At 63.7% G+C, this 17,323-nt stretch carries 15 protein-coding genes; 5 read left to right on the top strand and 10 right to left on the bottom strand.

Features of this window, described 5'->3' with window-relative positions:
* Positions 1 to 131 precede the first annotated feature (131 nt).
* The 6 genes from NKI39_RS17635 to NKI39_RS17610 all read right to left on the bottom strand — a co-directional run bounded on the left by NKI39_RS17635 (position 132) and on the right by NKI39_RS17610 (position 5,717).
* Complete coding sequence (locus NKI39_RS17635) at positions 132 to 788, bottom strand: GNAT family N-acetyltransferase (RefSeq protein WP_352769713.1); 657 nt, start codon at positions 786 to 788, stop codon at positions 132 to 134.
* Positions 785 to 1,555: an SDR family oxidoreductase gene (locus NKI39_RS17630; protein ID WP_352766855.1), complete on the bottom strand. Its 771-nt coding sequence runs from the start codon at positions 1,553 to 1,555 to the stop codon at positions 785 to 787. Before NKI39_RS17630 ends, NKI39_RS17635 begins: the two co-directional genes overlap by 4 nt.
* Positions 1,552 to 2,547 (bottom strand): ABC transporter permease, encoded by a 996-nt coding sequence (locus NKI39_RS17625; protein ID WP_352833269.1) that lies wholly within the window; start codon positions 2,545 to 2,547, stop codon positions 1,552 to 1,554. The genes NKI39_RS17630 and NKI39_RS17625 overlap by 4 nt, the downstream gene beginning before the upstream one ends.
* A gap of 162 nt (positions 2,548 to 2,709) precedes the next feature.
* Entirely contained in the window at positions 2,710 to 3,750 is a 1,041-nt protein-coding gene (locus NKI39_RS17620; protein ID WP_292663104.1) for a sugar ABC transporter substrate-binding protein, read from the bottom strand.
* A gap of 39 nt (positions 3,751 to 3,789) precedes the next feature.
* Positions 3,790 to 4,554, bottom strand: a complete 765-nt coding sequence (locus NKI39_RS17615) for an ATP-binding cassette domain-containing protein (protein ID WP_292663106.1) — start codon at positions 4,552 to 4,554, stop codon at positions 3,790 to 3,792.
* Positions 4,551 to 5,717, bottom strand: coding sequence for an ROK family transcriptional regulator (locus tag NKI39_RS17610; protein ID WP_352833266.1), 1,167 nt, complete (start codon positions 5,715 to 5,717; stop codon positions 4,551 to 4,553). Before NKI39_RS17610 ends, NKI39_RS17615 begins: the two co-directional genes overlap by 4 nt.
* A gap of 321 nt (positions 5,718 to 6,038) precedes the next feature.
* Here NKI39_RS17610 and NKI39_RS17605 point away from each other — a divergent pair, with 321 nt between their 5' ends.
* Complete coding sequence (locus NKI39_RS17605; protein WP_352501558.1) at positions 6,039 to 6,830, top strand: alpha/beta fold hydrolase; 792 nt, start codon at positions 6,039 to 6,041, stop codon at positions 6,828 to 6,830.
* Between the two features lie 74 nt (positions 6,831 to 6,904).
* Here NKI39_RS17605 and NKI39_RS17600 read toward each other — a convergent pair whose 3' ends face one another.
* Together NKI39_RS17600 and NKI39_RS17595 are read right to left on the bottom strand one after the other, a co-directional pair.
* On the bottom strand, positions 6,905 to 8,185 hold the full coding sequence (locus tag NKI39_RS17600; RefSeq protein ID WP_352833263.1) for a M23 family metallopeptidase: 1,281 nt from the start codon (positions 8,183 to 8,185) through the stop codon (positions 6,905 to 6,907).
* A 137-nt stretch (positions 8,186 to 8,322) separates the two neighbouring features.
* Positions 8,323 to 8,790 (bottom strand): peroxiredoxin, encoded by a 468-nt coding sequence (locus tag NKI39_RS17595; RefSeq protein ID WP_352471944.1) that lies wholly within the window; start codon positions 8,788 to 8,790, stop codon positions 8,323 to 8,325.
* A 96-nt stretch (positions 8,791 to 8,886) separates the two neighbouring features.
* On the opposite strand from NKI39_RS17595, the gene NKI39_RS17590 reads away from it, so the two are divergent.
* Positions 8,887 to 12,264 (top strand): hypothetical protein, encoded by a 3,378-nt coding sequence (locus NKI39_RS17590; protein ID WP_352833260.1) that lies wholly within the window; start codon positions 8,887 to 8,889, stop codon positions 12,262 to 12,264.
* A gap of 428 nt (positions 12,265 to 12,692) precedes the next feature.
* Here the strand turns inward: NKI39_RS17590 and NKI39_RS17585 are convergent, their stop codons facing one another.
* Positions 12,693 to 13,256, bottom strand: a complete 564-nt coding sequence (locus NKI39_RS17585) for a TetR/AcrR family transcriptional regulator (protein ID WP_352472054.1) — start codon at positions 13,254 to 13,256, stop codon at positions 12,693 to 12,695.
* A 110-nt stretch (positions 13,257 to 13,366) separates the two neighbouring features.
* Between NKI39_RS17585 and NKI39_RS17580 the strand changes: the two genes are divergently transcribed.
* Both NKI39_RS17580 and NKI39_RS17575 read left to right on the top strand, forming a co-directional pair.
* Positions 13,367 to 14,155 carry an SDR family NAD(P)-dependent oxidoreductase gene (locus NKI39_RS17580; protein ID WP_352472053.1) on the top strand — a complete coding sequence of 263 codons (789 nt, stop codon included), beginning with the start codon at positions 13,367 to 13,369 and terminating at the stop codon, positions 14,153 to 14,155.
* Positions 14,156 to 14,213: 58 nt separating this feature from the next.
* The gene (locus NKI39_RS17575) at positions 14,214 to 15,308 is read left to right on the top strand and encodes an alkene reductase (RefSeq protein ID WP_352501563.1); all 1,095 of its coding nucleotides are present in this window, start codon (positions 14,214 to 14,216) and stop codon (positions 15,306 to 15,308) included.
* A 547-nt stretch (positions 15,309 to 15,855) separates the two neighbouring features.
* On the opposite strand, the gene tyrS is transcribed toward NKI39_RS17575, so the two are convergent.
* Positions 15,856 to 17,109 carry a tyrosine--tRNA ligase gene (gene tyrS, locus NKI39_RS17570; protein WP_352501564.1) on the bottom strand — a complete coding sequence of 418 codons (1,254 nt, stop codon included), beginning with the start codon at positions 17,107 to 17,109 and terminating at the stop codon, positions 15,856 to 15,858.
* Between tyrS and NKI39_RS17565 the strand changes: the two genes are divergently transcribed.
* A partial coding sequence (locus tag NKI39_RS17565) for a hypothetical protein (RefSeq protein ID WP_352833257.1) occupies positions 17,096 to 17,323 on the top strand: 228 nt, incomplete at its 3' end. The genes tyrS and NKI39_RS17565 overlap by 14 nt on opposite strands.

Below are 17,323 nucleotides of genomic sequence, written 5' to 3'. Positions count from 1 at the left end.
AGCACGCGACGAAGGTTTCGTTCCCGCGGCAAAGGTGTTCACGCGGGGCAACTGGCTGCTGCAGAACGGCAGCATTGTACGTCCATAGGCCTCCCGGTTCTTTGCAACTTGGGCGATTGGCCTGTCGCAGATCAGCCTGCAATCGCCGGAGCGTGAGCAATCCGTTTCGCCACATAAACACAACGCTTCGATGAATCAGCGTCCTGCACCACCTCAAATCCAATCGCCTTGTAGAACCTTAGCGCACCATCGTTCTCCGGCATGACTTCGAGGTGGATGCCGGTCGAGCCGCTCGCGGCAAGCCCCTGCTCGAGGAAGGCCATCGCGCGCCGGCCGATGCCTTTCCCGCGCGCTTGCGGCAACAGGTCGATATGGCCATGCGACGGATAGGCGGTCAGCGCAGGCGGAACAGCGAAATCGGGACGATGGACCCGATGCCGCGCCCAGTCGCTGCCGCGCCAGCGCGAGCTGTCGGGTCCGGGGTCTGCCACGCGCCGCTGAAGGTCGGGATACCAGTCTGATGCCAGGCTGGCATTGAAAGCGCCCGTATCGGCCGCGCCAAGCAGGTAGCCGGCCGCACCTGCGGGACTATCGATAATGAAGGCCAGCTCGGGTTCGAGCACCTGGTAGGGAATGGTGTAGAGGAGGCCGAGCAGTTCCGGGTCGTCCTCGCGGCCGCTGGCGTCCTTGCCGGCATCGCCGGTCTTGAGACAGATCATCGCAAGCGCTGCACGATCGGCGGTGGTCGCCCGGCGCAGGAAGAAACCGCCGCCGAAATCGAGGATCATGGCGGCAGCAGCCGGAAATCCTTGCCCTCGGGCAAAAGCTGCCCGCCGTCGACGATGATGGTCGTGCCCGTGATGTAGCTGGCATCGTCAGAGGCTAGGAACAGGAAGGCATTGGCCACATCGCGCGGGCTGCCGAGACGGCCGAGCGGGATGGCGTCTTCCATGTTCTTGATGAAGGCCGCACCGCGATGCTGCTCTATGCCTTCGGTCAGGATGTTGCCGGGCTCGACGCCGTTGACTGTAATGCCGTAGCCCGAGAATTCGAGCGCAGCCGAACGGATCAGCCCATTGATGCCGGCCTTGGTCGCTGAATAATGGCCGTGGCCGGGGCTGGTGACATGCGGGCCGGTGATCGAGGAGGTGAACAGCATGCGGCCAAAATGCTGTGCCTTCATCGGCACCAGTGCGGCGCGAGCAGCGATGAAGCTGCCGCGCAAGTTTACCGCCATGACCCGGTCCCAATCGTCGGGACTGGTGTTTTCCAGCAATTGCCAGGGATAGATGCCGGCGTTCTGGACCATGATGTCGAGCCGGCCGTGACGGTCGAGCGCCAGTGCAACAGCGGCCTCGGCATCGGCCATCTGCGAGATGTCGGTGCGTATGAAGGCGGCACCGAGCTCGTCCGCAGTCGCTTGCCCGACCTCAGCCTCGGTATCGGCCAGGACAAGCGTCGCGCCCTCTTCGGCAAAGCGTCGTGCGATGCCCTTGCCGATCCCGCGCGCACTTCCAACGATCAGCGCGACTTTGTCTTCCAGACGGCCGGTCATGCCAGCCTCTGGCGTATCGTCTGCTTGAACGCATCGAGCAGCACGGCGGCAAGCACCAGCACGCCATGGATCACCTGGGTGAAGTTGGCCGGCAGGCCCATCAAATTGATCGCCGTGTTGATGGCCGAGAGCAGCAGCACGCCGGCATAGACGCCGGGCAAGGTGCCGACGCCGCCCTTCAGACTGACGCCGCCGATGACGACCGCGGCGAAGGCATTGAACAACAGGCCGACCCCGAGATTAGCTGTCGCGCCGGAGGTACGGATCGCCAGCAGCCAACCGGCAAGGCCGGCGATGGCGCCGGCGAGAACGAAGGCTATGACCAGGTTGCGGTTGACGCGGATGCCGGCGCGAAAGGTCGCCGTCTCGTTGCCGCCGATCATGACCAGGTGCCGGCCGAAGGGCGTCTTGGCCATGATCAGCGAGAACACCACGAAGCACGCAATGGCGATCCAGGCAGTCAGCGGCAGACCACCCAGGCGCTGGATGGCGAACCAGCGGATTGCCGGCGCCAGGTCCTGTGCCGAGCGGCCACCGGAAATAACCAGCACCAGGCCGCGCACCCAGATGTAGGACGCCAGCGTGATGATGAAGGCGCTCATCTTCACCTTGACCACGAGGACGCCGTTGAAGGCGCCGATGAGGCCGCCGACGGCAAGCGCGATGAGCAGCGAAACCGGAACCATCAGCCATTGCGGCTGCAACTGGATGCCAAGGCCGATGCCCGACGAGCAGAACAGGATGCCGACCGCCATGGCGCTGAGCGCCGCGACCGATTCGACCGACAGGTCCATATGGCCGGCGATGATGACCAGCGCCAGGCCGATCGACATTACGCCGAGCACGCTCGACGCCTCGATGATGTTGGCGAAGATACCGAGTTGGAAGTAGTTCGGGATAAGGATGGAAAAGACCACCAGCACGAAGACCAGCATGAACCAGACAAGATTGTCGAGGATGAACTCGAGGGTTTGGCGCGTGCGGGGGTTCATCTCAGGATCCGGTTGGCGCCGACCCCGAAAAACCACTCGGTTTTCGGACTATCAGGCGTGGTTGAAAATTGCTGCAGCATTCCCGCGCGCGTCCGTTTGAACGCACCCGGGCTGCAGGGCTGGGCTCCGGGCCGGCATGGCCCGGAGCTTCTGGCGAGTTCGCTATTCGACCGGCTTTATGGTTTCGGTCGGCGGCTTCATGTTGCCCCAGAAGGCCGGGTTATCGACATTTTCCTTGGTGATCGCAGCGCCGGGGATCTTGATGTTCGGTCCCCACGCTTCCTTGGTCAGGGTTGATTTCAGGCCAAGCACATCATATTCGCCGGGCTTGATCTCCTGCTTGTTGACCACCTTGTCCATGAACATCGCGACCGCCGCGGCCTGGGCGTAGAGCGGCTGCTCGACTTCGACGTTGAGCCAGCCCTTGCGGATCAAGTCGAGGCCGACCGGAGCGCCGTTCGAGCTCATCAGCATGACGTCGCCCGGCTTCTTGCCGGCGGCCTCGAGCGAGGCGACGGCAGCGACCGAAAGATGCGCGGCATGGCTGAAGATCAGGTCGATGTCGGGGTTGGCGAGCAACTGGTCGTTCACGATGGTCCCGGCTGCATCCGCCGCCCATTGCATGGCCGGCAGCGAGATGATCTTGACGTCCGGGAACGCCTTCATTTTCTCCTCGAAACCCTTCTGGATGTCGAGCGTGTAGGGATCGCCCGGATCGCCGAGCACCTGCAGGATCTTGCCCTTCACCGAGCCGTTCTTCGCGGTCAGGAGCTTTTGCGCCTGGTCGGCGGCGACGTAGCCGATCTCGACGGTTCCGGCCACCGAGGTGAAGTCGGACGGGGTCGAGGTGATCTGGCGGTCGAACTCGACGACCGGGATGCCGGCGGCACGGGCCGCCTCGATCGACGGTTTCAGCGCATTGAAATCGACGGCGGCAAGGATGATCGCCGCCGGCTTCAGCGCGATGACGTCGTTCATCTGCGATTGCTGAGCGTCGGTCTTGTTGTCGGCGTTCAACGTCTTCATCTCGTAGCCGACCTGCTTCAGGAACAGTTCCAGCGCGCTCACCGAGCCGGTCTGGAACTCATCGAGCAATGTCGGCACCATGTAGTAGACGGTGCCCTTGGACTGGGCGAATGCCGGCGTGAGCGTGGCAAAGGCCAGTGCCAGGATACCGAAGACGGAAAGAAGTATTTTCTTCATGTCGTTCGCTCCTCTTGCGCCGGACCCCTCATTTGTCCCTCAGCTCGCCGGTCCGGCACCGGCGAGCGTCTCTCCGGTGATCATGTTGATCACCGCGTCGGGACTTGTTTTGTTGCGTGCGACATCGCCCGCCACGACGCCTTGCCGGATCACCACGATCCGGTCGGCGACCTGGAAGGCCTGTTGCATGATATGGGTGATGATGACGACGCCGATGCCCTGGCTCGCCACCTGGCGGATCATGTCGAGGCCGCGCCGCGTCTGCTCGACACCGAGCGCCGCGAACGGCTCGTCGAGAAGCACCAGCTTGCCGCCAAAATGCACGAACCGGTTGAGCTCGATGGCCTGCCGTTGGCCGCCGGAAAGATGCTCGACATTGGTGCGAAGCGAGGGAATGCGGGTGCCGGCGCTGGCCAGCGCCTTTTGCACCACCTGCTCCATGGCGCGCTCGTCGAGCACCGGAATGCCGAGAACCTTCCTGGTGATCTCGCGGCCCATGAAGAAATTGGCGACCACGTCGACATTGGTGCAAAGCGACAGGTCCTGGTAGACCGTCTCGATCCCCGCGGCCTTGGCCTCGGCGGGAGATTTGGCCAGGAATTCCTTGCCTTCGAACAGCATGCGGCCGGAGGTCGGCTCGAGGCCGCCGGCAATGATCTTGACCAGCGTCGATTTGCCGGCGCCGTTGTCGCCCAGAAGCGCCACCACTTCGCCCTTGTCGATCGAAAAGCTGATGCCTTTCAGCGCTTCGATGGCGCCGTAATTCTTGGCTACGTTGTCGAGCACCAGCAGCGGTTCGCTCATGCTGCGATCCCCTTGTTATGCAAGAGATCTCGTCCGCGTTCGCGCTCGGCGGTGAAGATCTGGCCGAAGCGTGGCGAAAGCACTCCTGAGACGGCAAGCGCGGCGGCGCCGCGCAACACCGCATGCTGGCCGCCGCGCGCGACGCTGACGCGGGGCGTCGTGCGATCGCTTCGCGCCGACACCGAATTGGGCAGGTGCACGGCCGCGCCGGCAAGCCTTTCGAGCAGCTCGGTGGACGCCAGCCCGCCGAGGATGATGGTTTCGGGATCGAACAGGTTTTCGATGATGGTGACGGCGTTGCGGAAGATCGGCGCAATCTCGCTCACCCACTCGGCGTCGGCGATGTTGCGGCGCCGCAGCGCCTCGAGCGAGAGATACCGTTCGAGGCAGCCGCGATTGCCGCACGGGCAGGGCTCCCCGCCTGGCACTGCGGGAATGTGGCCGATTTCACCGGCGTTTCCCCAGGCGCCGCGCAATGCCGCCCCGTCATGCACCATGACGCCGCCGAGACCGACGCCGAAATAAAGATAGTAATACTCGGAATATGCCGTTCCGAGGCCGTAGAGGCGCTCGCCGATAGCAGCCGCCGCCATATCGGTTTCGAAAAAGGCCGGCAGTCCGGTCGAGGCGGCCAGCCGCTCGCGCAGCGCCACATCCTTCCAGCCGGTCATGGTGGTCGGCCCGACAAAGCTCATGGACTCCACGCCGAACGGTCCGGGCAGCGCCATGCCAATGCCGAGAACGCGGCCACCGGGCCGCAATGCCGTCAATTCGAGCACCATGGCGCCGATCAGCTCGAAAGCGTGGTCGGGCGTTGCATTTGGGGCTTCGCGGTAGGTGCTCTCGATAACATCGCCGCTTAGGTTGATCAGGGCGGCATTGATGCCCAGCGGGGTGACGTGGATGCCGACGGCATAGCCGCCTTCCGGATTGATGCGCAGCGTTGCCGGTGGCAGGCCGCGCCCCTTGGGCTCTTCGCGCAGCGACAGCACGTAACCGTGCTCTTCCAGCTCGCGAACGATGGTTGACACCGTCTGCACGGTGAGTCCGACCCGCCTGGCGATATCGCCGCGGGCGATCGGTCCGTGAAGGCGGATGGATTCGAGCACGATGCGCCGGTTATACGGCCGCCCGAACTCCTGATTGGTTCCCCGCAGTGCCATGCCTTGTGCCCTCGAGAGAGGCCAGACTGGCACTGAAGATTTATTCAGTCAAATGGAATTCAAAAATAATTCGCCTGTGGCCAAGGTCCTTTTAACGCCGGCGGATTCGCGCCCGCCGGCGGATGGGCCAACTCTGGCAATTTTCCAGCATGAAGCGCCACCGGCTGGACGGGACGCCGGGCATGACCTTGGCCGGCATTCCGATCAGCGCCCTGAAGCCCATTTCGGAACCGGCTGTGAGCCGGCCAGGGATCGGAGTTCGTTGCGCCTTTCCGTTGCGGGGAGCATACTTCCTCTCGCCGGTCTGCGGGAGGAGATGCGATGCCGAAGCTGACCCTCGACGGGATTGATCTCGGCTATGAGGTGCGGGGCGACGGGCCGCCGGTTCTGTTCGTCCACGGCAGCGTCACGAACGGCATGATGACGTGGTCCGCGCAGCAACCGCTTGCGGAGCGCTGGAAGCTGGTTGTGGTCGACCGGCCGGGATACGGATCAAGTTCCCCTGCCGAACGCGAGGATTTCGTCGTCGACGCCAGACTGGTCGCCGGATTCCTCGATCGGACGCATGACCTCTGGGGCGAAAGCCGCGTCCATCTGGTCGGGCATTCCTATGGCGGCGTCATCTCTCTTCTTGCAGCAGCGATGCGCCCGCGAGCAATCCGTTCGCTCACGGTGATCGAGCCGCCGGCCTTTGACCTTGCGCGCGAGGATGTTGCCGTCAATGAACTCGTGACGCGCCTGAAGACCCACTGGCAAAGCGGACCGCGCGACGATCCCGCGCTTTTCTTGCGCCAGTTTCTCCATCTGGTCGGCTCGGCGATACAATTGCCAGACCCGCTGCCGCCCCCGCTCGCGCAAGGCGCGGCCATGCTCGTCGTCGAACGCGGGCCATGGGAGGCCGAAATTCCGCTTCGGCAACTTGCCGATGCGCCGTTCCCGAAACTGGTGGTATCCGGCGGGCACAGCGCAGCATTCGACGCCGTCTGCGACGTGCTCGAAAACGTGCTTGGTGCCGATCGTGCCGTGATCGCCGGCGCGGGGCACAGCGTTCAGCAGACCGGTGAGCCGTTCAACCGGCGGCTCGGCGCGTTCATGGCTGCTGCTGAGGGCTGAAAGCGATCTATCTCTGATATTGCCTGGCGGGCGGTTGGCGCGCGACAGGCTTCACGCCGAATGAATCGCCGGCTCTACAGATACCGCTCGACCTTCTTGCCGACGGTCAGGAAGCGCAGCGGATCGATCGCCTCGCCATTGTGGCGGACCTCGTAGTGCAGGTGCGGGCCGGTCGAGCGGCCGCTGTTGCCGGTCTTGCCGATGACGTCTCCGGCATCGAGCTTCTGGCCGACGGCGACGTCGATTTCGCTGAGATGCCCGTAACGCGTTACAAAACCGTTGCCGTGGTCGACCTCGATCATGCGGCCGTAGCCGCCGTTCCAGCCGGCCTTGACGACGACGCCGCCTGCCGTGACCTTGGCCGGCACACCGACCGGCGCCCTGAAATCCATGCCGGAATGCAAGGCGGCCGTGCCGAGGATGGGGTCGGTGCGCACGCCGAACGGGCTGGTGACGCTGCGGCCGGGGGCGGGGTTGGCGAGCGGCAGCCGGCGCGCTTCCTTTTTAAGATGATCCAGCGCGTCAAGAGCCTCGTCCAACTCCTTGACCTTGCTGTCGAAGACCAACGAGCTGTCGAGTGGTATCAGCGGGCCGCCGACGTCGCTCTTTTCGAATTCGCTGTCGACGGGCAGGCCGGCGGCCTCGAGCGCCTGCGAAATCGCGTCGGCGCTTTTGTAGGCATTGTCGGCAAGTGTGGCGATGCGGGTGAGCTGCTGGCTCTCGATGGCCTTCAGCGAGTTGTTGATCGAAACGAAGAGCTTGTCTGCCCGGTCGGCCGCGCTTTCGCTCGGCAGCGGATCGGCGCGGGTCGACCACAGCGAGAACGGCCTGGTGTCGTTGCTGGGAAGGGGGGCAGCAAGGCTGGCGACGGAATAGGCCATCGGCTGGATGCTGCCGGTCGCGTCGGCATGTTCGTCCGGCTTTGCCGTCGGCATGGGCGGCGTTGCGACCTCGTTTTCGGCTCGTTCGAGGATCGGGCCGAGACGGCCGTGACGCAGGCTGAGCTGGCTCTGCCGTTCCAGCAGCTCGCTGACCTTGGTTTCCATCAGTTGCTGATCGAGTAGCTGGCGGCTGGTGATGCGGTCGACCTGGCTGCGCAGTGCCGAGATGCGGTCTTCGTAGGTCTGCTGCATGCGCGCCTGCCGCGCCGTCGTGGCGCCGATTAGATCGTCGCGCAGCACCAGATAGGAGGTCGCCAGCAGGTAGCCGATGACGACCGCCGCCAGCGCCGAGCCGCAAAATGCAGCCAGCCACGGGCGTATGGTGAAATGCCTTATCTGGTCGCCCCGGGCGATGATGACCGTGTGGGGCTCTCTGCGTCTGCCGAAGACCGCTGACTGACTGGCTACGTTCACGGGACCAAGCTTTCGTTACGACACCAACGACAAGCCTGATTACACATTATTAGGGTTAACAAAGTTTTGCCGATCGAACGACAGGCAAAGGTCTTCGCGCAAAACGGGTATCGAATTACAGCGGCCTGGCGCAGCTCTCAAAGGGCGTGAACCGCCTCCAGCACCTCTTCGGCGTGCCCCTTGACGCGGACGTTGCGCCAGATCCTGGCGATGCGTCCGTCCCGGCCGATCAGGAACGTCGCCCGCTCGACGCCCATATAGGTGCGGCCGTAGAGCTTCTTTTCCACCCACAAATGGTAAGCCTCGATCACTTTGCGTTCTTCGTCGGCGACAAGGTTGACGCTCAGATCGTATTTCGCCTTGAATTTGTCATGTTTCTTGACGCTGTCCGGCGAGAGCCCGATGACGACAGCGCCGGCCTTTTCGAACTCCGGCTTCAACTGCGAAAAGCCGATCGCCTCGTTGGTGCAGCTTGTGGTGTCGTCCTGTGGGTAGAAATAGAGTACGATGGGTTTTCCCAGCAATGCGGCGAGGCTGAGTGAACCGCCGCCGTCGCGCGGAAGATCGAACTGCGGCGCAACATCGCCCACGTCGAGGCCAGCCATACCGATGCCCTTGTTTGAGGTTACGCGCCAGGCTGCATCGATATAATGTCGAGCGGGGATTCGTCCACGATCGAATTCGTTTCAACGGAAGATTGCGTGGATCAGGAGCTACCGCAGCACGAGAAGATCAGGTTCAGGCGTGACGAGATCACCGACCTGGGAACCTTTCCGTCCGCGTGCCGCGTCCCGCCGCTCGGCCAGGCGTCGATCGGTCGCGGCGTCCGTTTGATGGCGCGGCTGTTTGCCGGCCTTGTCGCCCTTGTGCTGCTGGCTGGCGCCGGCGTCTACGCGATCGGCGTGTCCGGCTTCGGCTCGGAGCGGCTTCGCGCGGAAGCCGAAACGGCAATCGAGAGATTGGCCGGCTTCGATGTCGACGTTGCCGTCGGGCCGGCCCGGCTGACGCTTGACGGGTCGAGCTTCATTGCGCTGCAGGTCAGCGACGTCAGCCTCAAGACCGCCGACGGCAAACCGATGGCCGATGCCGGCCGGGTCCGCTTCGGCATCCGGCTGATCCCGCTGCTTTCGGGCGAGGTACGGCTGACCAGCGCCCGGATTTCCGACGCGCACATCGTCATGGCCGCGATGCCGTCCGGCGGCGACTGGACGGCCGGGCTGCGCAACCAGGATGGCCTCATCGATCCGGAAAAACTTTCCGCCGCCGTCTTCGCCAACGTCAACCGCGCGCTCGATGCGGTGCGCGTGGATTCGATGCGCCAGATCGATCTGCGCAACGTCGAGCTGGCACTGCCCGAGACCGGATCGGTCAAGTCGGTCACCATCGCCGACGCCTCCGTGTCGCAGACGGGACCGGGAAGCATGGAGTTTTCATCCGATGCGGATGTCGACGGCAGGGGACTTACCATCGCCGCTTCCGCCACCCGCGATCCGGCGACGCGACGCATCACCACGCTGGATGCCAGCATCCAGGCGGCGGATGCCGAAGCTGCGGCAGCAGGCGGCAAATTGGGCGCGATCGCCTTGAAGCTGGCGGGGTCGGAAGGGACCGGCGACAACAGTTCGCGGCTGACCGCTGCCCTGTCACTGACCGGGTCGGTGCTCAATCTCGGTTCGCGCGGCCTGCTTCCGGCCGACATCGATCTCGATGCGACGCTCGTCGCCGGGTCGAACAAGATCCAGGTCGAAAGCTTGCTGGTGAAAACCGGCCGCTCGACCTTCGATTTCGCCGGTTCGATCGGCCCGAAGCCCGCTACCGGCGCAGCGGGCGAGGAGCCATCCTATCGTTACGACCTGACCAGCGACGGTTCGACCCTGGCGCCTTCGGATTCGCCGGAGCCGGCGCTCAGCTTCATTGCCCGTATTGCCGGCGTCTACCAGCCGACGAGCCAAAAGCTGGTCGCCGAGCAGATCGGCGTCCGGTCCGGACCGGGCAGCGAAGTGCTGGGCACGGCTTCGGTTTCATTCGTCGCCAACCAGGCGCCGGGCATATCGGTGGCGCTCAATGTCCACGACATGCCGGTCTCGCACGTCAAGCAATTATGGCCCTGGTTTTCGGCGCGCAATGCCAGGCTGTGGGTGCTCAAGAACCTGTTCGGCGGCCGCGTCGTCGATGGCAGCCTGCAGTTCCAGGTCGTGCCCGGACGGCTCGGCAACGGCGTGCCACTTTCGGCCGATGAAGTGTTCGGCCGATTCCAGGTCGAAGGATCGCGCTTCGACACGGCCGGCCGCATTCCGCCGATCCGCGATGCCGTCGGCGTCGTCGGCTTCCACGGCAATGACGTCGACGTCGCGCTGTCGTCGGGCAGCGTCTATATGCCGAGCGGCCGCACGGTGGCGGCGAGCAACGGCACGCTCACCGTCAAGGCGGCGAACCATCCGCCGGTGATCGGCGCGCTCGACATCGATGTCGCCGGCGAGGCGCCGGCAATCGCCGAGCTGGCATCCTTTGACCCGATCAACGCCATGCGCCATGTCGGCCTGCTGCCGGACGACCTGTCCGGCACGGTGACCGGCCACGTCAAGGCCGATATTCCGCTGCAGTCCGGTGTCGACTCTTCCAAACTCGATTGGCTGGTGGCGCTCGACTACAAGGACCTGTCGCTGGGCAAGCCGTTCGAGGGCCAGACGGTCAGCCATGCCGACGGCTCGATCACGGTCGCGCCCGACCGGGCGGTGATCTCGGCCAAGGCGCTGCTCAACGGCATTCCGGCCGAGCTCGACCTGATCGAGCCACTCAGGGATGGCGGCCCGCCGCGCAGTCGTAAAGTGGAGCTGGTGCTCGACGACAAGACGCGCGCCACCGCCATGCCTGGCCTGTCGACGCTGCTTTCCGGAACCATCAAGGTGGCGATCGACAAGAGTGGCACCGGCAACCAGAACGTGTCGGCCGACCTGACCAATGCCAGGCTGGACATTCCCTGGGCCGGCTGGAGCAAGGGCCCCGGCATTCCCGCCAAGGTGGTCTTCGCCATGGCGAAGACCGGCGACACCACGACGCTGTCCAATTTCGAACTCGACGGCAAGACCTTCTCCATCGACGGCAGCGCCGTGCTGGTCAACGGCGCCTTGTCCTCGGCCCGGTTCAGCAAGGTCACGTTGAACAGGGGCGACGACGTCGCCGTCTCGGTGAAGCGGTCGGGCAAAGCCTATGCGGTCGAGGTCAGCGGCAGCGCGCTGGACGCACGCTCGCTGATCAAGCAATTCACGTCCGATGTCGATACCGCCACCAAGACCACCGGCGTCGATGCGATCTCGGTCAGCGCCGACGTCAGCTCCCTGACCGGCTTCCACGACGAGGTGCTGTCGAATCTGAAACTCGACTACAGCGCCGCAGGGTCCCGGGTGAACGGGCTCAAGGTGAGCGCCACGGCAAGTTCGGGAGCCGCCATCACCATCAGCAACACGACCGGCGGCGGCCTGCGCACGCTCAACATGAAGTCGGCCGACGCCGGCGCCATACTGCGCTTCCTCAACATCTACGAGCATATGGAAGGCGGCTCGATCACGCTGGCGCTCACCGGGGCCGGCGACGGTCCGATGAAAGGCCAGGTCGACGCCAAGAACTTCTTTGTCGTCAACGAGCCGAAGCTCGCCTCGATCGTGTCGACGACGCCGGCCGGCGACAACCGCAGCCTCAACGAGGCGGTCAAAGGCAATCTCGACACGTCGAGGGTGAAGTTCGAGCGCGGTTTCAGCGAGATCGATAAGGGCAGCGGCTATCTCAAGCTGCGCAACGGCGTACTGCGCGGCTCGCGCATCGGCACCACCTTCCAGGGCACGCTCTACGACCAGAACAACAATATGGACATGACCGGCACGTTCATGCCGGCCTACGGCGTAAACCGCATCTTCGGCGAACTGCCGCTGATCGGCGCACTGCTCGGCAACGGCCGCGACCGCGGCCTGATCGGCGTCACCTACAGGCTCAAGGGCAACGCCAACAAGCCGAACCTGGAGGTCAATCCGCTATCGGTGATAGCGCCCGGGATTTTCAGGTCGATCTTCGAGTATCGCTGAGGTCAAAACCCAATTACCTCGAGCGACCGAGTTTTGATCTTAAGCGGCCGCTCGTCCGCCCCGCGAATTCACGCCCATGATCCAAAGGCGACTGACGTCCGCCCGGGCCTAAATGGCCGCTTTGCGCCTAATGTCGGCCGTTAAAGTTAGTTGTGCCACCGCCTTACAGCGGACATCACCGGCGATCGCGCTTGAGGGCGTAGTTGCGCCAGGAGCGGTCATTCGATGTTCTGCCGTTGAACGGCTTCATTCGCCAGTTTAGCGGAAATTGGGCGACAGCATGGTTCCCTCAACAGGGAAGTTCGAAACCCTCTTGGTCCGCGGATCCCGCTGATTGCACGCTGCCGTGCGATATTCTGCAAGATAGCCACCCAACCAACGCCGATAGCCGCATTGCTCTCGACAAGAGCACTCCTGCCGCAGACCACCTAGCTGGCAGACACTTGGCTGATCCCGGCATCGACCCAGGCACGCGTCTGCTCAAGCACTTCATCCGAGAGCGCGGGATCGTCGATCGCCCGGGCGAGGATTACTGCCCCCACCATCGCTGCCCAGCTTCCGATCGCCGCGCGGCGTCTGTCTGCCGGATCCAACTCCGGGAGCGCCTTGCCGATACGGTCGATCTGCGATCGTAGGCCTTCCGTCATGGCCGAGCGTGCAGCCGGGGTCTGATGGCGGATGGCTGCGGCAAGGCCCGCCGTCGGGCAACCGCCGGCGCAGTTGTCGCGATGCCGGGGCGAAAGATAGGAACCTACATAAGCGCGAAGATCGCCCCCTCCGCCTGAGTCCGCGGCGAGGACGTGGGCAAGGGTCTGCGCGATCAGGTCGTCCTTCGAACTGAAATGGCCATAGAAGCCGCCATGGGTGAGCCCGGCGGCCTTCATCACTTCCGCCACGCTGACCGCGTCGAACCCCTTCTCGCGAAACAGCCGGCTGGCCGCATCCAATATCCGGTGACGGTTCTCCGTCATCTGCTCTCGACTGACCTTCATTTCAAAATTCTCCGTCGGCCCCGTTGACATTTACATGATGCCCATCATATTTAGCCGCAATCATGATGATCGTCATGAATATAGGTTCCATCAGAGAAAAGAGCAATGCCATGACCACCATTCCATCAGTCCTCATCACCGGCGCCTCCACGGGCATCGGAGCTTCCTATGCCGAACGGTTCGCCCGCCGCGGACACGACCTCGTGCTGGTTGCCCGTGACGTGGCACGAATGGAGGCACTGGGAGCCCGGCTCCGTCAGGAAACTGGCGTTGCGATCGATATCATCCAGGCTGATCTTACGCAGCCTGCCGAGCTTGCAACGGTAGAGACGAGGCTGCGCGATGACGCCCGCATCGGGATTCTCGTCAACAATGCCGGAACAGCCATCGGCGGAAGCTTCATCGAGCAGAGTACCAATGACGTCGCCCGGCTCGTTGCGCTCAACACGACCGCGCTTCTGCGACTTGCCAGCGCCATCGCCCCGCGTCTTGCGAAAGCTGGCGAAGGGTCGATCGTCAACATCGGCTCCGTGGTCGGGCTGGCGCCGGAGTTCGGGATGACGGTTTACGGCGCAACCAAAGCCTTCGTGCTGTTTCTGTCGCAGGGGCTCAGCCTCGAGCTCGCGCCGAAGGGTGTCTACGTCCAGGCCGTGCTGCCCGCCACGACGCGTACGGAGATCTGGGACCACGTCGGCGCCGACATCAACACGCTCTCCAACGTGATGGAGGTGGACGATCTGGTTGATGCGGCGCTGGTCGGCTTCGACCGCCGCGAACCGGTGACCATCCCGCCGCTTCCCGATGCCGGGCAGTGGGATGCGCTTCAGGCCGCGCGCCAGGCCATGCTTCCGAACTATCGGAACGAACATCCCGCCGAGCGGTACCGCAAGGTCGCCTGAGCACCAACGAAACCATTTGATAACGACCTCGTCGCGGCGGGGACAAACAAGGTGACCTATGACCAACAAAGCACTTTTTGAGCCTTATTCTCTCGGCTCGCTGACGCTCTCCAATCGTATCGTCATGGCGCCCCTCACGCGCAATCGCGCTGGCCCGGGCTTCGTTCCGGGCGACCTTGCCGCCGAGTATTACGGCCAGCGGGCCTCCGCCGGCCTGCTGATCTCCGAGGCCACGCAGATCTCGCGGCAGGGACAAGGTTACCAGGACACGCCCGGCATCTATTCTCAGGCTCAGATCGACGGCTGGCGAAAGGTCACGACCGCGGTGCACGCCAAGGACGCGCGGATTTTCCTGCAGCTCTGGCACGTCGGCCGCGTCTCGCACGTCGATCTGCAGGAGAACGGCGCCGCGCCCGTCGCGCCCTCGGCAATCCGGGCCGCGACCAAGACGTTCGTGAACAACGGCTTTGTCGAGGTTTCGGAGCCCCGCGCGCTGGCGCTCGACGAGCTTGCGGGGATCGTCAACGATTTCCGGCAAGCAGCCGCGAACGCCATTGAGGCCGGCTTCGATGGCGTCGAGATTCATGGCGCCAACGGCTATCTGCTGGACCAGTTCGCCAAGGACGGTGCCAATGTCCGCACGGATGCTTATGGCGGATCGGTCGAGAACCGCGCCCGGCTGATGCTGGAGGTTGCGACTGCGGTGGTCGAGGAGATCGGCGCAGAGCGCACCGGCATCCGGATTTCGCCCGTCTCGCCCGCCAACGGCGTCTCGAGCAGCGCCCCCCAGGCGCAGTTCGACTATATCGTCGATCAACTCGATGCTTTGGGCATCGTCTATATCCATGTCGTCGAGGGCGCCACGGGCGGATCGCGCGATGTCGCGCCGTTCGACTTCGGATCGCTCCGCCGGCGCTTCAACAATACCTATATCGCCAATAACGGCTATGACCTCAACCTCGCGGCGTCGCGGCTCGCCGAGGGCAAGGCGGACCTCTTCGCCTTCGGGCGCCCGTTCATCGCCAATCCCGACCTTGTGGAACGGCTGAAGACGCGCACGCCGCTGACGGAGTTCAACTCGGCGACGCTCTATGGCGGCGGCTCCGCTGGCTATACCGACTATCCCGCGATCGCCGCCTCAAGCCGCCCATGAGCTATCGGAGGGCGGCGCCTGCGAGGCAGCCATCCCACGTGACAGCAGCGCCTCAGGGCATCTCTCTGGCGCTCCGCTCGAACTGGTGTCCAAACCCAGGGATTCAGGAGGGCCATGGAGGGCTATAGCATAGACGTTAGCTCCTCTGGTCCGCCCAGGACCAGCCAGGCGAGATTCGTAGCACGTCGTACGTTCGCTTTACCGGCGCAAGCGGACCCGTTCACCGTGATTTCGACTGTCGTGAATGGGTCAGATCGCGTCGATGCATGGGGGCGCCTGAACGTCCGCTTCTCACATTCCAAGCCTCCAAGCCTCCAAGCCTCCAAGCCGCAAGTCCGCTTCCGTGCCCCGAACAAGACGTTCATCGAAGCGCCGCAGAACGTCCGCTATTTGCGCTACCTGCTCGATCCGATCGATGAGACGAATGGCACCTCGGCCATTCTCGGGAGCTAGCTGATTAGCCTCGGCGGTGATTCCGAACCGAAGGTCAGCGCCGCAAGATGAAACCGGTTTCGGAAAAGATCTAACAGGAAGTACCGGGCCCTGGTCAGACCGGCCGCACCAGAACGTGTTTCTTCTTGCCGAGCGACAGTTTCGCGACGTTTTCCGGGCCAAGGTCCTGCAGCGTCACCATCCTGCGATCGTCGGCCACGAGCTGGTCGTTGAGGCGCACGGCGCCGCCCTGGATATGCCGCCGTGCCTCGCCGTTGGACCCGGCCAGCCCGGCGGTGACGAACAGCGACAATATGCCGACGCCGGCTTCAAGATCGGTCCTGCCCACCTCGACGGTTGGCAGTGTTTCGGCGAGCGCCCCTTCTTCGAACGTCTTACGCGCCGTTTCGCTGGCCTCCTCCGCCGCCTCGCGGCCATGCAGCATGGCGGTGATTTCGGTGGCGAGGATCTTCTTGGCTTCGTTGATCTCCGAGCCGCCGAGCCGTTCGAGGCGTCCGACCTCGGCGAGTGGCAGGGTCGTGTAGAGCCTCAGGAAACGGCCGACATCGGCATCCTCGGTGTTGCGCCAGTATTGCCAGAACTCGTATGGGCTCAGCATCTCCGCATCGAGCCAGACCGCGCCCGAGGCCGACTTGCCCATCTTGGCGCCGGACGAGGTGGTGAGCAGCGGCGTGGTCAGCGCATAGAGCTGCGCGCCTTCCATGCGATGGCCGAGATCGATGCCGTTGACGATGTTGCCCCACTGGTCGGAGCCGCCCATCTGCAGCCGGCAGCCGAGGCGCTTGTAGAGCTCGACGAAGTCGTAGGCCTGCAGGATCATGTAGTTGAATTCGAGGAACGACAGCGACTGCTCGCGATCCAGCCGGAGCTTGACCGAATCAAAGGCCAGCATGCGGTTGACCGAAAAATGCCGGCCGACATCGCGCAGGAAATTGACGTAGTTGATGTCCATCAGCCAGTCGGCATTGTTGATCATGACGGCGTCGTTGGGGCCGCCGCCAAATTTGAGGTAGGGCGTGAAGTTGCGGCGGATGCCGGCGAGATTGTCCTCGATGTCCTGCGGCGTCAAAAGCTTGCGCGCCTCGTCCTTGAACGACGGATCGCCGATCATCGAGGTGCCGCCGCCCATCAGCGCGATCGGCCGGTGGCCGGTCTGCTGCAGCCAGTAAAGCATCATGATCTGGATCAGCGACCCGGCATGCAGGCTCCTGGCGGTGGCGTCGAAGCCGATATAGGCGCTCACCGTTTCCGTGGCGAAAAGCTGGTCGAGGCCGGCATCGTCCGAGGTCTGGTGGATGAAACCGCGCTCGCTCATCGTGCGCAGGAAATCGGATTTGAAGGCGGACATTTTCTTTCCCGAAAAGCTTCCGGCCGAACGCGGCTCGGCTATGCATGAAGGCGGGCGTTTAGCACTCAAGCGCGATCAGCAAAAGTGGAATCCGGTTTTGCGACACCCTCTTGCCTTCTCCCCATGTGGGATCTTTGCACAGAAGCCGATCAGTGATTCTGTTGTGAGGTTGGAGCAGGGAGATTCGCGATGGTGGATCGTGTTCTGGGTCAGT

Origin of the sequence: Mesorhizobium sp. M0664 (assembly GCF_040320565.1) — a bacterium.
Lineage (GTDB): Bacteria > Pseudomonadota > Alphaproteobacteria > Rhizobiales > Rhizobiaceae > Mesorhizobium.
Note: the sequence above shows the minus strand (reverse complement) of the source record. Positions and strands in the feature narration are given on the sequence as shown.

Coding starts and splice junctions, on each gene's coding strand:
- NKI39_RS17635 (WP_352769713.1), bottom strand. CDS start 788: ATGATCCTCGATTTCGGCGGCGGTTTCTTCCTGCGCCGGGCGACCACC.
- NKI39_RS17630 (WP_352766855.1), bottom strand. CDS start 1,555: ATGACCGGCCGTCTGGAAGACAAAGTCGCGCTGATCGTTGGAAGTGCG.
- NKI39_RS17625 (WP_352833269.1), bottom strand. CDS start 2,547: ATGAACCCCCGCACGCGCCAAACCCTCGAGTTCATCCTCGACAATCTT.
- NKI39_RS17620 (WP_292663104.1), bottom strand. CDS start 3,750: ATGAAGAAAATACTTCTTTCCGTCTTCGGTATCCTGGCACTGGCCTTT.
- NKI39_RS17615 (WP_292663106.1), bottom strand. CDS start 4,554: ATGAGCGAACCGCTGCTGGTGCTCGACAACGTAGCCAAGAATTACGGC.
- NKI39_RS17610 (WP_352833266.1), bottom strand. CDS start 5,717: ATGGCACTGCGGGGAACCAATCAGGAGTTCGGGCGGCCGTATAACCGG.
- NKI39_RS17605 (WP_352501558.1), top strand. CDS start 6,039: ATGCCGAAGCTGACCCTCGACGGGATTGATCTCGGCTATGAGGTGCGG.
- NKI39_RS17595 (WP_352471944.1), bottom strand. CDS start 8,790: ATGGCTGGCCTCGACGTGGGCGATGTTGCGCCGCAGTTCGATCTTCCG.
- NKI39_RS17585 (WP_352472054.1), bottom strand. CDS start 13,256: ATGAAGGTCAGTCGAGAGCAGATGACGGAGAACCGTCACCGGATATTG.
- NKI39_RS17580 (WP_352472053.1), top strand. CDS start 13,367: ATGACCACCATTCCATCAGTCCTCATCACCGGCGCCTCCACGGGCATC.
- NKI39_RS17575 (WP_352501563.1), top strand. CDS start 14,214: ATGACCAACAAAGCACTTTTTGAGCCTTATTCTCTCGGCTCGCTGACG.
- tyrS (WP_352501564.1), bottom strand. CDS start 17,109: ATGTCCGCCTTCAAATCCGATTTCCTGCGCACGATGAGCGAGCGCGGT.